Source organism: Pedobacter yonginensis, from assembly GCF_003173595.1.
Lineage (GTDB): Bacteria > Bacteroidota > Bacteroidia > Sphingobacteriales > Sphingobacteriaceae > Pedobacter > Pedobacter yonginense.
The window spans coordinates 1,335,006-1,350,136 of sequence record NZ_QGNZ01000001.1; the positions used below are offsets into that span (position 1 = coordinate 1,335,006).

The window sequence follows — 15,131 nt, forward strand, 5'->3', positions numbered from 1 at the left end:
TTTTAATCGTTGTTTTCCTTAAAACGATTGCCAAACGACTAACGCTACAGCTTAAAGTTTCAATCACAAAGAAGATATGCAAAATTAATCGAATCTAGCGTTTCACCCCAACCGCAGCAAAGCATTAAGGAAGCACGAACTCCACGCTTCCATAAGTCATAATCTTTAACCCCGAGACTTGATGCGCTCCTGCTCTTCTGTTTTTTGTTTTCCGTTGCCTGCAGACTTGATTTTTTTATTCCCGAAATTATAATTTACCCCAATATAAACGCCCCTGCTTTCCCATTTTCTGGAATTTGTTTGGTTAAGATTGCTTAAAACCGCCGTTTGGGTCCATTTTTGGGTATTGAATATATCTCGCATGGCCAAACTGAGGTTCAGTCGATCGTTAAATATTGGCTTCTTGAGCGTAAAATCAACGCTGTAAATGGGCTTGGTTGCATAAATAGAAGATCGACTTGCATAATTGAACCAAGCACTTAGGCCAGCTTTCCAGCCCTCCCCCAAATCCACTGTGTTGCTGAGGTAACCGTTGAAACCATAACCACCCTGGTCAATAGCAGAAAGACCTGAGTAGGCCGATAAGTCTGCCTTATAGAATTGGTAATAGGGTTCTGCCGAAAAATATCCGCTCCAAGCTTTTAACAATTTGAAGGGCGTGGATAGGCTAAGGTTCAAGAAACTCCTCCTCCCTGCGTTGACAGGCGTTTCCAAGGTCTGATCTGCCTGCTGAGTCCGGATCACTTCAATCAGATCGGAAGTGGAACTGTAGCTCACTTTGATTTGCGTTTGCCCGTTAAAAGTATAATCCAGTTCGATACTTTGAGTAAACTGTGGCAAAAGAAGGGGGTTTCCTCTCGAAGCATAATAAAAATCGGTACGGTATAAATATGGGTTCTGGTCTTGAAAAGATGGCCTTCCCAAGCGCCTGCTGTAGGCAAGGCCGATGCTGCTTTTTTCATTCATCTGATATCTGGAAAAAAAAGTCGGAAAAACATTGAAGTAGGAACTATCAGGCCTATTTGTCCTGATCCCTGATTCATCTATTGAAATACCCTTCATGTCGGTAAATTCACCGCGAAGCCCAGCCTGAAAGTTAAATTTCCCAAAAGTTTGCTCAAGCGTAAAATAGGCAGCTGCTATTTTCTCTGTGTAGCGAAAATCATTAATCTGCAAAATTTCGCCAAAGTTGCTAGAAGTTTGTTTTCCGTTCAAAAGATTTGCTGTTCCACTGGATGAAAATTTCAGGCCCGATTCAAGATTCGCTTTACCTAATTTTTGAGTATAATCCGCTTTAATGGAAAACAAGTCTATGCCAGTCTGAGTGTCGTTCTCTGATTTTGAAGACTGCCCTGTGCCTGAAAAGATATTGTTTACATTGTTGCCCAAGCTCGACCAATAGCGAAGCCAATCGCCCTCTATGGAAAACTTTTCGCCTTTGATGCCCGTAAGCTGGTAGTTTAGGTTTACCCCGAACCGGTTTTCCGTTAAATTGGCAAGCGCGTTGGTGGAGAGCAGATCGGGATTGCTTCCAGAGACATTTGTACTGGCGTTCGACGGAAAATCATCCCAAGTGCGTTGGAAAGAGATAATGGTACCAATTTTACTCCTTTTACTCATTTTGAGCTCAATTCCAGAGCGAACCATCGTGTTGCTATAGCCTTGTCTTTCTGTTCCGAGTTGGCTTAATACCTTATCGGAAAGGATTCGATTGCTGGTTACCTTGGTAAACTGAAGGCTATTTTCGAGATTGGCGTTGAAAAAAGCAGTAAGTCCGTTCGATTTAAGATTCAGATTCACAGCATTGTCTTGCCTATAATGCTGCATTTTTTGATAGCCCGCCAATACATTTCCACTCAAACCATTAGCACCTGATTTTTTAAAAATTAGGTTGATAATCCCTGCATTTCCAGCGGCATCGTATTTGGAAGATGGGTTTGAAATCACCTCTATTGTTTTCAGGCTCGCACCAGAAGTCCCCTTGAGGAGAATTGACAGTTGCTGGGCATTAAGTGTTTGCATTCGGCCGTCTAGCAATACCTGCACCCCATTCTTTCCGCTAATTTTAACGTTGTCCTGCCCATCTACCGTTACCCCAGGAACCTGGCGTAGGAGTTCGAGCGCATTTAGGCCGGCAGCAGTTGGCAGGGATTCGACATTAAATAGAATTTTTCCGGTTTTGATTTGCACAGCGGGCACACTGCCTTTTATACTCACATCTTTAAGCAGGTAAGTTTTAACCGTATCAATTTTTTTCTCCGTGGCGGGAGGGCTTGGTTGTTGTGCCGTTGCAGACAAGCAGATTAACACAAGGGCGCAGAGGAATGATGGTCGTTTCATAATCGGTTTTTTCTTCAAAACTCCGAATAATCATAGCCCCCATCGCCTCAAATCACGATTTGAGACAACAACTATAGGTATCAGATTATAATCTGCTACTTTTCACATAAATCAAGATAGTCTTTTGGTGTTTTGCCAGTAAATTTTTTAAAGCTTCTATTAAAGGTCGCCTTTGAGTTAAACCCTGCGTCAAATGCAATGGCCAACAGTGTTTGGTTTTTGAAGGCTGGCAATGAAAGTCTTTCAATCACCGCATTAACACGATACTTATTAATATAATCGTTGAAGTTGAGTCCAAATTGTTGGTTAACCACACGGCTGAGTAGCACCTGATTGGTTCCTAATTTCTTTGCAACCTCACTTAAGGTAAGGTCCGAACGCTCAAAGAGCGTTTCCTTTTCCATAAGTGCCACAAGTTCGTTTCCCAAACCAATCATTTTCGCATCTGGCTTGGCGGGTGATGCAATCGAATTGTTTTCTTCGCGCGTCTCCACGATTGCTAAAGTTTTTTCTTCTTCAAAACCAGAAAGCAGGCTCGGATAGAACTGCAATTTATGCAATGGAAGATAAACGGCGTGAAAAGCATTGATGGCAATATAATAAACCACGATAGCAAAGCCGAGATAATAGTACCATGGACCGAAATACCGCATACGCTCGAAAAATTCAAAGTTCGCAAGGATCAATCTTACTACGGGTAGCACGCTCAGTAAGGCAAAGGCATACAGAAAGTTCCGTAGCCATTTCAAGCTTGCCTGATCTGCAAAGGAGGTTGCCATCGCCGTGTAACGCTTGTATTGATTGTAGTATCGTATTGCAAGGAATAGGTAAGCCAAAACGCTGAACGTAGATAGAAGGGTGTACCAATCTGCAAAATCGGCATCCTCACCCTCATTCGTAAAGTGGTAGCCTTTGTAATAAAGAATATCGATAAGGCTTGTTCCAATGGTGGCCATCAGATACATAAAGCCTGGCAAAAAATGTAACCAGTCCATCCCTTTTATTCGGAAACTATAGTTGAAAATGGATCTGGTGTAGAAATAAAGCAGCGGCCCGATAAAAAGGCTGTGCACAAAGGGAACGAAGAAAAGGACATCGCGGTAAGGCTGATTGTCGTACCAGCCAGCGAAGCCAACCATAAAAGGTACGATAAGCAAAGCAGCAATGAGCAAAAACCAGCCGACCAGCCGATCTGCATAGTTATCTTGATTTAAGCTTCTCTTAAAAAACAGAAATGAATAAACCAGTATGTGAAAGAAAAAAATCAACAGCAGGCAGCTCTGCAGGCCAAATTCGAAAAGCATAGGGCAATTTAGCGAAAAAATGGAAATTTGAATATACTTTGGAAGCGATTCAAAAATCTTGGAAAATACCACTTTAAGTGCATTCCATCATTACAACTCTCGAAATTCTTTTCTTTTAACTTCAGCTGATTTTGATCCGAATCGGCCCCTTAATCTTTTTCGTATCAATAGGATTGCCTTTCTGGGTAATCAGAACTTTCCCCTCATTCTGGAGTTTGATGGCCGCGTCAACGATCTCTTTCATATGCTTGCGCCAATCATCCGGAAACAACATCCTTGCAATTTCAGATGGACAGGTACTTTTTTCGGTCCCTCTTTGCCCAGCGACACCTAAAATGGTCTGTGAAATATCGGGAGAGTTTTGCATATCACGTTAACAAACGAAACCAGGCATTTGATTTTAATGGTGGGTGGATGAGGAAAGGCTAGTGTAGGCTAGTTCCCAATACAGAAAGTAAATTGATACTGATTAATAGACAGTTAAGATGATTTAGGTACAAAAAAGGTACAAAATACATTAATGATATTACTTCATTCTATTAAAGTAATCGTTAAATGTTTCCATTGGCAGATTATTTATAGACTCATTTACGAATTCGAGTCCAACATGACTTAATTCTCCAATCTTTTTAAATGGCCCCCATTCTTCGGGTTTGATAAATCTTCCTAAAACAAGATAGGTGTTTTCAAATTTAAAATCGAATGTGGACTTAAAATGAGATTCGTCCATTAAAACATTAACATTATTGTAATCGCTATGGGTTATCATTGCACCGATGAAATCTTTATCAGAATTCCCATCAATAAATATAATTGGGTGAAACCCATTATTTATATCGCAAATGTTAGCTTTTAATATATCCCCTGACTGAAATTGGCTTGAGTTCATAGGTTAATTGTCTTAAAAATTAATCGTTTAAAATTGTTCTATATCAACAACATTCTTATTCCCAAACCAACTTCTAACATTTGCTAAAGCATCATCTTCAATTTTAGATAACATTAAAACAACTAAATTTTCTTTGGCTCTTGAACACTCAACGTAAAAAAGATTACGAGTTCTTAACGACCTTTCAGGCTTTTCGTCACAATTATTAAAGAAATTATTAAAATTATATTCTTGCTTCCATTCAGTGTCATCAATCACAGTTAATACATTTCTATATTCATCTCCTTTTGTTCCATGTTTAGTTGAGAAAACTGTTTCATTTTGAATATGTTTCCAAAAGTTCATAATTTCACTATATGAAAGATTTATAAACGACTCATAAAAGGATTTGTCCTTTTCAATTTTTTCTTTGATTTCTGGATCAAAGCCTTCCAAATCTTGATAAATACGAGAAATAAATTCTTCATAATTTTTAGAATAAACAATCCCTTTTTGCAAAACAACATCCAATACTTCTTTCACTGTTTTATTGTTTCTATTATTGGATAAATCATCTAATATATCAGATATTTCTTTTTTCTTTGGATGCTGAAATTCATGTAAAGCAGTTCCATTTCTTCTTAAAAATCTAATCGCTTTATTATGATTATTTTCCAACCAGTAAGTCATCAGATGTTCTAAACCAATCTCCCTTTCTTGAGAAGTCTTTTTATCAATATATCCTGTAAACAACTTAATTAGAAAATGATTTCTATCTAAAAGTCGTTCTTTCGTTGATTGACCATATCGTTCAGAATAAATTTTATATAATTTCAAAAATCCAGCCCTATCTGCAATTCTACTGTTAGCTAACACTAAAATCTTATCTAAATTATTGCTACTGAAATCCCAGCCCAACCCAATCAATTTATGATTGACTTCCTCATAAAAATCATTTTTAAACTTTTTTAAGGAATCTTCAAACTCTCTAACCTTTTGTTTGGGTTCTTTTTCAGGATGATTTCCCCAATAAATAAATTTTATAGATCCGTCTACATCCCTTTTGGGTTCTTGTTTAATATTTGTTCTAAAGTTATTAAGTAGATCAACCACAGCTCTTGACGATCTATAATTTTCTTCTTTTTTGATTAACCTAAGTACTTTATTTTCTCCTTCATAATAATTTTCAAGACTTCCGATTCCAGTATCGTAAATTTTTTGATGAGAGTCGCCATAAAATCCAAGGATTATCTTGTCTTTATTACGCATTAATAAACAATCTATTAAAGCTTCAATTGTTTCTATTGAAGTATCCTGATACTCATCAATTAAAATATATGGAAATTTCTGAGCGATAATAGAGGTTAATAATGGATATTCTTTAAAAAGCATTTTTGACAACTCAATCACGTCGTCATGATGAAGTTCACCTTTTTCAAAATCACGAAAAGAAGAATCGTTGTAAAAAACTTCACTAACTAAATTAATCCGCTCATTCAGATTTTTAATGTATTTTGTTTCCTTACCTTTAGTTTCATCAATTTTTAATCTTATTTCATTAAGTTTACAAAGTTGAATTTTCAATTGCTTCTGAAACTGTTTGATAGACTGCCATAAGAACTCATGAATTGTAGAAACCTCAACTAAGTCATTATATTCAATCCGTTTAATGATTTCGTTTTTAGCAACATTCGTGTAAGTAATGCAAACTATATTTTGTTTTTTAGTATGTAATACCTCTCCTTTAGTTTCTATTAAATAATTCAGGGTTTGAATTAATGCATAAGTTTTTCCAGAACCTGCACCAGCCTCCACCACAAAGCTTGAATTAACTTCAATACATTGCTTTATTTGCTCAAATGCCTCCATCTTAATCAACTTTTACTGTTAATAAATGTTCGTTTTTTGACAACCATTCTAAACCTTCTTTTATGTACTTTGGCACTTTCCATTCAAGATTAGTTCCCTTTTCATCAAAAGTCATTAAATCAAATGTAAAATCTGTCTTTTGTTTTGAAGAAGGGTCTACATCAGATTGATCTCTACTTGTATCCATATAGATCAATTCATCTATGTTCTTCAACTTTTGAAAAGAAAAAGATTTATAAACCTCTTTTTCTATTTCATCTTCGATTAAATATTTACTTTTAAAAAATGTTTGATTACAATTAATTATGGCATTCTCTAGACTTCTTGGCACAAAATCTCCATCATCTTCTTTAATTTGAAAAGCTACTCTAATAATTTTAGATTCATCTAGTTTTTCATCAAAAGTCAAGGCCAATAATTCAGAAATTTTTGTTTTTTGAGGTAACCAGGTTGACAATGTTGAATTACTTGTGTTTGCCATCTCTTTTAGTACGTGACAAGATTTATTCGTCATTGCGTCCACAGAATCAATGTCAGTTATTACCAAAACCTTTGTATTTAAAAACTTAAAAAATTCTTTAAATTTATGGGTATATGCTCCTCCAACTTCAATTATGGATACATATTCATTTTCAAGTTGTTTAGCTACTTTTCTAATAAATAATGGCATTAATATTTTTTCTGTGATTCCCTCAACCATAATAACTTTATCTGCAAAAAACAAATCGCATTTATGCAGATTTAAATATTGTTTTAAAAATCGAAATGTATCTTTATCTGTTTCCTTATGCTTAAATTCATTAAAATCTTTTACCTCAACAATTGTTCTATCTTCTTTTTTATATTTATTGAAATATCGTATTCTTTCAAAGCTTCGTTTGACATTTAAACCTGCTTCGGCAATCATATGAGATGAATGAGTGCTAATAATTAATTGTACTTGAATACTATCCTCAATTAAAGCCTTAGAAATTGTTTCTCTTATTTGCTCTACAAAAACTTGTTGCATTTGGGGATGTAAATGCGCTTCAGGCTCTTCTATTAAAATTGTCAGAATTTCAGTTGCATTTTTTTCTTTGTTTTTTTTGAAATTTTCAATAAAGGCTACAATTTTTAAAACAAGAAATATTAGGTTGCTATAACCTAATCCATTGTAATTTTCTGGCAGTTCTATATCACCACTTTTGTAATAGTACTTTATGTTGTTTCGAATAATTGATTCAGGATCAAATTTTGATTTCAGTATGATCTCAGGAATATTAATATCCTTATCAATACCAAAAGACTTCAATTTCTCAAGAATTTTTTCAAGAACCTTTTCATACTTGCCATCTAAAACAGTAGAAACACTTTTCAGCGTATCTTTCAAACTTTCTACATCTGCATTATTATCTCCATGAATGTTTTGATAGTAGTCAGAAAATCCAAGTGCCAAAGATCTGTTTTTATCCATTTTTGTATCATCAAGTTTTCTTGATGCTTGGATTGTCTCAAAATTTATTACAGAAAGTATTTTCGTTAAAACATGATCTTCTATTAAGTTTTCACCACCAAAAACATGGAGTGTGTAGAAAGATGATATATTCTCATTTAACCACTCTATTAGTTCAACGTCCTTATTGGGTCTATTATGGAATGACCTAAACAAATTAATTGTTTCTTTAGGTTCGTATTTAAAAAGAATTGTAGCATCTGATTTCGTATCATCTAAATCGGAAATAAAATCACTTATATTAATTAAAGAATCTTTCACCTTATCATATTCAACTTGAATACTTAAAGTGATCTTAGGTATATCATTAATCAAAGACTTTTCAATTTCATCTTTTTTATCATCCTCAATTTCAACTAACAATTCATTTTGAAATTTTGCATCGCATAATTTAAAAACATCATGACTATTTAAAGAGAAATCATGAAATGATATCCTATTCTTGGTGTCAAAAAATAGATTTATAACTTCAAATAATGACGTTTTACCTGTGTTATTTTTTCCTACTATTAAGGTTATGTCATCTTCTATGTTGATTGTAATATTTTCCAGCAATCTAAAATTGGTGACAGTGAGTTGCGTTATTTTCATATTCCTATTTAGTTAGGTTTTTGTTGAATTTATATAATATTAAAGCCAGTTTATTGATTTTTCAAAAAACTAGACAGTTTTGAAGAATACGGTCTAAAAATCTTTTCTAGTTTTTCGATATTTATAGACATATAGGTTATCATTTCATGCCAATTATCTTTTTCAAAAATACTTACCCCATTCAACTGACATTTAATTCTTGCCGAAACCCGATCATCCATTCTCTCCCAAATCAATTCCTGCCCAAAAAGACTTTCAATTTCTATCTTGTGTTTAAAATAGAAATCAAATACTTTCTTGTTTTCGTCCTTCTCTCCTCTATTTATATAAATTTCAACTCTTGCATAGTTTTTCGAGATTACACTATTTATTCCAACCCCAGTGATGCCTATGCCAATTCCTATCCAGTTATCCTTGCTTGGTGACGAGTTTTTAAATAATAAATTCCGTTCGTTATTATATTTTATATACTCACTCCAAAAATCTAGGCGTATATGATGCCTTGACTTTAAAACTTCTTGTGAACTAATATCCTCCTGGGTTTTTTCTGCCATTCCAATAGTAAAATCTTCCGTTCCTTGGATTGGAAGTATTTGTTCTACAGTTAAAAACCAGTGTTCGCCTAATACAAAAGGAGTTGCCTTAAAGCATTGAATTCTAATTTTATAGTTCATCAACCATAACACCGTTGATGTGACTTCTTTCCTGAATTTGCCTGCAACCATAATGATGCGCTGACCTGCACCCATATTTAAGCTAATTTCTTCGTATTCTTTTTCAAAAAATTCAGCTAGTTTTTCTTCGGCACTATCGGTACTCAATGACTTTTTCAAATATTCTTGAAAGATGTTCCTAATTTGTTCTTTTGTCAAGCTAGAACAATATGATGCGTACTTTAATGCTTGCCATGTAACATCTCTTCCACTATCATCTAGTTTATTTTCTATAACTACAATTATACCCTGTTTATCTAAAGCTAATAAATCAAGTCTTTCGTTAGTATCATTAAAACCATTGAATTCTTTTTGAATGATTAATAAATCTTCTCCCAGTGCTTGAGGATTAGAGGCTATCCATTCTTGTAAATGATTACGTTCTTTAACTCCTAATTGGCTTAGTTTCTTCTCTTCTAATTTTTTTATACTGGTTTTATCGGGATTTATTAGATACATTTTATGAGCGTATTTAAATTTTATTTTAGGAGAAGTAATTTTTATTTTAGGATTTGAGGGTCAGTTAATTATAGCTATTCTCGACTATATCGATTTCTTCAGCAGTCAATTAAAAACTCTTCTTGATATTGGCCCTCTTTACTGCCACGAAGATTATTTTGGATAAATGTATTGTGAAAGTTGTTCTTGGATATATTCCATTGCAAAATCAATTTAAATTTATCTTGACTTTGTAGTTGTATAGTTATCATTGGTTTTTGAAATAATGACATAAAGCGTTAGTCGGGCGTATTTTAGTTTTAGCGTTTCCTAAAGTAGAAAGATTCTATGAAAACATTAAAATTATTTATCCACCTAATTTTTAACATCAGCTTTCGTATCATTATTTTTTGTTTCCATTTTTAAAACCACAAGAGTATTGCGACCTAAAAATGTTTACTAGTTTCTTATTTGATGCTGTTTTATGAAAACCTTTATAATATAGCGTACCGACTGATAAGCTACAAGTGACTATCAAAAGATGTTTTAAAGCCAATTTTTAGAAAACCAATTGACATACCTACCCACCCAATATAATTATAGCAAAAAGAAAAAATAACCTACAACAAATGAATAGCATTTGGATTTGACTTCCACACTTCGTAATCCCACGGATAGGCGCAATTGAATTTAACCGTCCCCTTATCTATAGCTGCTTGCGTTATTTAGTGTCAACCTACTTCCCAATACAAAACTTCGTAAAAATATTCTCAAGCAAATCGTCGGTAGTAACGGTGCCTGTAATTTCGCCTAAATAATGTAAGGCTTGTTTAATATCCATGGCTAAAAAATCAGAAGTAACGGGGTTGTCCACGTTCTGTAGAACACGTTGCAAAGCAGTTTCGGTTTGTTTTAAAGCTTCCACGTGCCTGATATTGGTGACCAAGGTTTCGTTGGTGTTAATATGGTGTAAATTAACCTGTTCCAACAAAGTCACTTTTAGTTCATCAATCCCAACTTTATCTTTAGCTGCAATAAATACCACACCTAGAGCTGTAAACGATTCACGTTGCTCAGAAGAGAGTAAATCGGCCTTATTCAATAAAATCAGATACGGAATTTCCAATTTCGCTAAACCCCTAATCTGTTCATCCAGTTCAGGTACCGTCTGCGAGGCATCTGCCATATAAATAATCAACTTGGCCAATTTCATTTTTTCGAGGGTACGTTCAACGCCCAAAGCCTCAATAATATCAGCCGTATCTCTAATGCCGGCCGTATCAATAAATCTAAAAACCACCCCACCAATATTCAATTCATCTTCGATGGTATCACGCGTGGTTCCGGCGATGTCAGATACAATGGCACGCTCCTCATTCAGCAAGGCATTTAACAAGGTCGATTTTCCCACATTAGGTTTACCCGCAATAACAATGGGCACCCCATTTTTAATCACATTCCCCAATTCGAAAGAAGAAATCAATCGCTGTAAAACATAATTTATTTTGGTTACGAGGTTTCTCAATTGATCGCGATTGGCAAATTCCACATCCTCCTCCGCAAAATCGAGTTCCAGTTCAATCATCGAGGCAAAATGAATCAATTGTTCACGCAAGCCCTTCAGCTCGTTCGCAAAACCACCTCGCATTTGCTGCAAGGCCACATCGTGCGAAGCCTTTGAATTTGAAGCAATTAAATCTGCCACTGCCTCTGCCTGACTTAAATCAAAAGCGCCATTTAAAAAAGCACGCAAAGTAAATTCGCCAGGTTTGGCGGCCCTTGCCCCTTTACCAATCAGTAGATTTATAATCTGTTGAATAATATAATTAGAACCATGACAAGAAATTTCGACCACATTTTCTTTCGTGTACGATTTTGGCGCAACAAACAAACCCGCCACAACTTCATCAATAAGCTGTTCGCCATCTTTTATTAAACCAAAATGCAAGGTGTGCGAAGCCTGCTTTTCCAAATCCTTTCCTACAAAAACTTCATTCGTTAATCGAATGGCGTCAGGTCCAGAAAGGCGGATTACGCCAATCGCCCCCGAACCCGGAGGCGTAGATAAAGCAATAATGGTTTCTTGAGTATTCATTTGTCTGTTCTAAAACTGCAAAAATAAGGCTAATCCACGGGTAAAACATGGGGTAGAAGTAATTTTATTTTTTAATTCGTCAGTTAAAAAATGGATTTCTTGCCCAACTGAACGCTCCTATTTAGGGTTTCTGAAAGTCACATCTTCCCATCATCATGCAAAAATTCAAGGGGATAAGAAAAATTTGTAAAGCAAGGTTCGGTGGGTATCGGTTGCTTCAGTCCCACTATCCGCTGTATCATTTGGCAGAAAAAGCCAAATGGATGCCGCTCCTATTGGGTTTAAAAAACCAACTACACCTAAATAGGTCGCTTTTCCAGGCCGAGGTCAATAAGAACATATCATGCAAGCTCAATTAAAACTTCCCTTGATTAATTTTATCTGTTCCGTGTATTCTGTGTTTCCGTGGCATAAATATTCAGTTTAAATGCTTTACTGCAGAAATACAAAAGTAGAGCGCATAATAATGGATTATAAAAAAATAATTTGGCCACTCCGGTGGGAAAATAAAAAATGATACGGTCTCCAGCCCGTCTGCGGCGGCCAGCCGACTAAATCTCAAAAACACAATTTCCCTTAAAAAAACGCCTCTATTAAAACATTTCCAAAATCACTATGTTTACAACAAGGAACTCTAAAACTAAATATGAATAATTTTCCTTTAACCGTAAAGAGATCAATCGAACTTCTGGGACTAATGGCACTGGTTACTGTAGTTGTAATCGGTCGCGATATTATCATGCCCATTCTTATGGCATTTTTTATCAGCATTATGCTGTTGCCCGTTTACCGTTTCTTAAAGAAAAAGAAATTCCCAGAAAGCCTTTCCATTATCCTTCCAATTATGCTCGTGGCGCTTTTCGTAGCCTTAATTGTTTGGTTTTTCTCCAACCAAATTGGAATTTTAGCAAAAGATTTTCCTCAAATAAAAGCCAATGTTACCCAACACATCAACTCCTTAAGCGATTGGATCAGTAGAATAACCCATTATAACGATAAACAGCAAAAAGCATTCATACAGGATAAAAGCGATGATTTGATGAATATGGGCACATCCCTTGCAGGTGGTGCCGCCGTAACCCTCAGTGGCGTATTCGTATTTATCGGACTACTCCCAATTTACATCTACTTAATGCTGTTTTACAAAGACATTTTATTGCGCTTCATCTTTATGTGGTTTACACCCAATCATCACCCAAAAGTGAAAGATGCCATTTATGAAACCGAATCGATTATAAAAAGTTACCTTATTGGTTTGCTAATTCAAATCACCTACATGACCATCTTGTTGGGCGGTATTTTAATGCTCATCGGCATAAAACATGCCTTACTAATCGGTGTAATTTTTGCAATCTTAAACTTAATCCCATACGTGGGGGCATTAATAGGCAACCTAATTGGAGTACTGTTAACCCTAACCTCCTCGCAAGAATTATGGCCCGTAATTACCGTTTTGGGCGTAATTGCCTTTGTTCAATTTTTAGACAATAACATTTTAATGCCTAGAATTGTAGGCTCTAAAGTAAAAATAAACGCCCTTTTTGCCATTCTTGGCGTATTTATTGGCGGCAGTGTCGCAGGCGTTTCTGGGATGTTCCTTGCACTACCGATTGTGGCTGTATTAAAAGTTATATTCGATCGCACCGAAATGTTTAAACAATGGGGTGCGTTGCTTGGCGATGAACGACCAGCCAAAAGCCCAATGAGTTTTGCAAGCTTCCGTAAAAAGAAACCCGTACCCGTAAAATCTGGTGTCGAAAAAACTGACTAGATATTGAGTCTAAAATACTATAAATAAATGAATTAACCTGCCTTCGGTTTAATTTACGAGGGGAAAAATAAGGCAATTCATAGGCCCGAAATAAATTCAGCAGGAACGATGTGCTTTAAAAGGTTTAGCAAGTCAAAATAAATTTCTCTGCCATAGCTAATTTGTTTCGTGACACACCCCTTTGTTAGTTTTGAGAGATACTTTTTTTATCCCCAACTCTCGTTATTTATGCCCCAAACGCCGTTTTTCCAGATAATAATGCCACAGCATCATCACCGCAACCGATCGGTAGGGCTTCCAATGCAAAGCCGTAAACAAAATATCCTCTTTGCTTGAAGAAGCATCTAATTTTTTCAATTGTTTTAGTGCATTTACTGCGGCAAGATCGCCTAGTGGAAACACATCCGTATGATGAAGAATGAAAATCAGATAAATATCCACCGTCCAATCGCCTATACCTTTTACCAGCTTAAGTTGATGCCGCACCTCATCATCATTCATCAATTCTAAAGCCTCAAGCGACAACTCGCCATGAACTAATTTTTCAGCCAGATGGCGAACATAAATGGTCTTTTGCCGACTGAAATAGCAAGCCCGTAAATCTTCATTACTTAAACTTAACAACCGTTCAGGAGTAATCAAGTCGATTTTCCCTCTAAGTTTGTTTAATGCAGCCAATGCCGAAGCCAGCGAAACCTGTTGCTCCAAAATAATATGAACCAGCGATTCGAAAGTGTTCGGCCGAGCCCAAAAAGGTGGGTAGCCATACCGATCCAAAATTAACTTCATATCTTCATCCAGTGCAGCAAGCTGATCGCAAATGGTATGAAACTGCCCTTGTTCAAATCTCTCAAACATACCTAACTTACTTATATAAAATGTCGTAAGCGAACTTCAAAATGGTTCCGAAAACGACAATCAAAAAGAAGATTCGAACAAATTTATTGCCTTTAAGCAAAGCGAGCTTAGTGCCAAAATAAGCCCCACCTAGGTTAAAAATAGCCATGGGTATGGCATATTGAAATAAGATATGGCCTGTAGAGCTGAAATAAATAATGGCGGCCAAGTTCGTAGCCATGTTCACTATTTTTGCATGTGCACTTGCACCAATAAAATCGAAGCCTAAAACTGCAATAAAAACAAGTATCAAAAAAGATCCTGTACCCGGCCCAATCAATCCATCGTAAAAGCCAATCAACAAACCAAAGGTTGCAGCCATTAACACCTGTTGCTTTAGGGTATGATTTTTAGCTTGATGAATGCCAAATTGTTTATTGAAATAAGTGTACAGTGCAACCAAAATCAACACCACCAAAATAATAGGCTTAATTACCGAATTGTCGATCCTGCTCACTAAGAATGCGCCCAACAGCGCGGTGCAAAAGGCCGCGCTTGCACAAGCAATCAATACCTTTAAATTAAATTTAACTTGCTTAGAATACTTAAATGCAGCTAAAGAAGTACCTGCTATGGAAGGTATTTTGGTTGTACCCAATAAGGTTGCCACGGGGTAATGCGGTAAAATTAATAAGGTGGCAGGCGTTTGCAATAAACCGCCACCACCTACAATGGCATCAATAAAACCAGCAGCAAAAGCCACTAGGCAAAGCAAAATCAATTCATTCACCATGGGTTAGTTAGTAAATCATT

General features: G+C 36.0%; 11 protein-coding genes. 1 reads left to right on the plus strand and 10 read right to left on the minus strand.

The genetic code is table 11. The features are described 5' to 3' along the window. Positions 1-165: 165 nt before the first annotated feature. From DHW03_RS05840 to mnmE, 8 genes are all read right to left on the minus strand, one after another. The gene (locus tag DHW03_RS05840) at positions 166-2,340 is read right to left on the minus strand and encodes a TonB-dependent receptor domain-containing protein (protein ID WP_109924763.1); all 2,175 of its coding nucleotides are present in this window, start codon (positions 2,338-2,340) and stop codon (positions 166-168) included. 95 nt (positions 2,341-2,435) lie between these two features. Beyond that, positions 2,436-3,644 (minus strand): helix-turn-helix domain-containing protein, encoded by a 1,209-nt coding sequence (locus tag DHW03_RS05845; RefSeq protein ID WP_109924764.1) that lies wholly within the window; start codon positions 3,642-3,644, stop codon positions 2,436-2,438. A 121-nt stretch (positions 3,645-3,765) separates the two neighbouring features. Continuing rightward, positions 3,766-4,011: a DUF3253 domain-containing protein gene (locus DHW03_RS05850; RefSeq protein ID WP_109924765.1), complete on the minus strand. Its 246-nt coding sequence runs from the start codon at positions 4,009-4,011 to the stop codon at positions 3,766-3,768. A 159-nt stretch (positions 4,012-4,170) separates the two neighbouring features. After that, a complete protein-coding gene (locus tag DHW03_RS05855; RefSeq protein ID WP_109924766.1) occupies positions 4,171-4,533 on the minus strand; it encodes a hypothetical protein in 363 nt (120 codons plus the stop codon). A gap of 27 nt (positions 4,534-4,560) precedes the next feature. Then, positions 4,561-6,381: a UvrD-helicase domain-containing protein gene (locus DHW03_RS05860; RefSeq protein ID WP_099438176.1), complete on the minus strand. Its 1,821-nt coding sequence runs from the start codon at positions 6,379-6,381 to the stop codon at positions 4,561-4,563. A 1-nt stretch (position 6,382) separates the two neighbouring features. Next, on the minus strand, positions 6,383-8,464 hold the full coding sequence (locus tag DHW03_RS05865; RefSeq protein ID WP_109924767.1) for an ATP-dependent nuclease: 2,082 nt from the start codon (positions 8,462-8,464) through the stop codon (positions 6,383-6,385). Positions 8,465-8,514: 50 nt separating this feature from the next. Then, positions 8,515-9,636 (minus strand): DUF4268 domain-containing protein, encoded by a 1,122-nt coding sequence (locus DHW03_RS05870; RefSeq protein ID WP_099438174.1) that lies wholly within the window; start codon positions 9,634-9,636, stop codon positions 8,515-8,517. Positions 9,637-10,351: 715 nt separating this feature from the next. Beyond that, positions 10,352-11,710 (minus strand): tRNA uridine-5-carboxymethylaminomethyl(34) synthesis GTPase MnmE, encoded by a 1,359-nt coding sequence (gene mnmE, locus DHW03_RS05875; RefSeq protein ID WP_109924768.1) that lies wholly within the window; start codon positions 11,708-11,710, stop codon positions 10,352-10,354. Positions 11,711-12,356: 646 nt separating this feature from the next. On the opposite strand from mnmE, the gene DHW03_RS05880 reads away from it, so the two are divergent. Beyond that, entirely contained in the window at positions 12,357-13,481 is a 1,125-nt protein-coding gene (locus DHW03_RS05880; protein ID WP_109924769.1) for an AI-2E family transporter, read from the plus strand. 222 nt (positions 13,482-13,703) lie between these two features. Here DHW03_RS05880 and DHW03_RS05885 read toward each other — a convergent pair whose 3' ends face one another. Further along, positions 13,704-14,339: a DNA-3-methyladenine glycosylase family protein gene (locus DHW03_RS05885; RefSeq protein WP_109924770.1), complete on the minus strand. Its 636-nt coding sequence runs from the start codon at positions 14,337-14,339 to the stop codon at positions 13,704-13,706. Between the two features lie 7 nt (positions 14,340-14,346). Then, positions 14,347-15,111, minus strand: coding sequence for a sulfite exporter TauE/SafE family protein (locus tag DHW03_RS05890; RefSeq protein WP_109924771.1), 765 nt, complete (start codon positions 15,109-15,111; stop codon positions 14,347-14,349). Between the last annotated feature and the right edge of the window lie 20 nt (positions 15,112-15,131).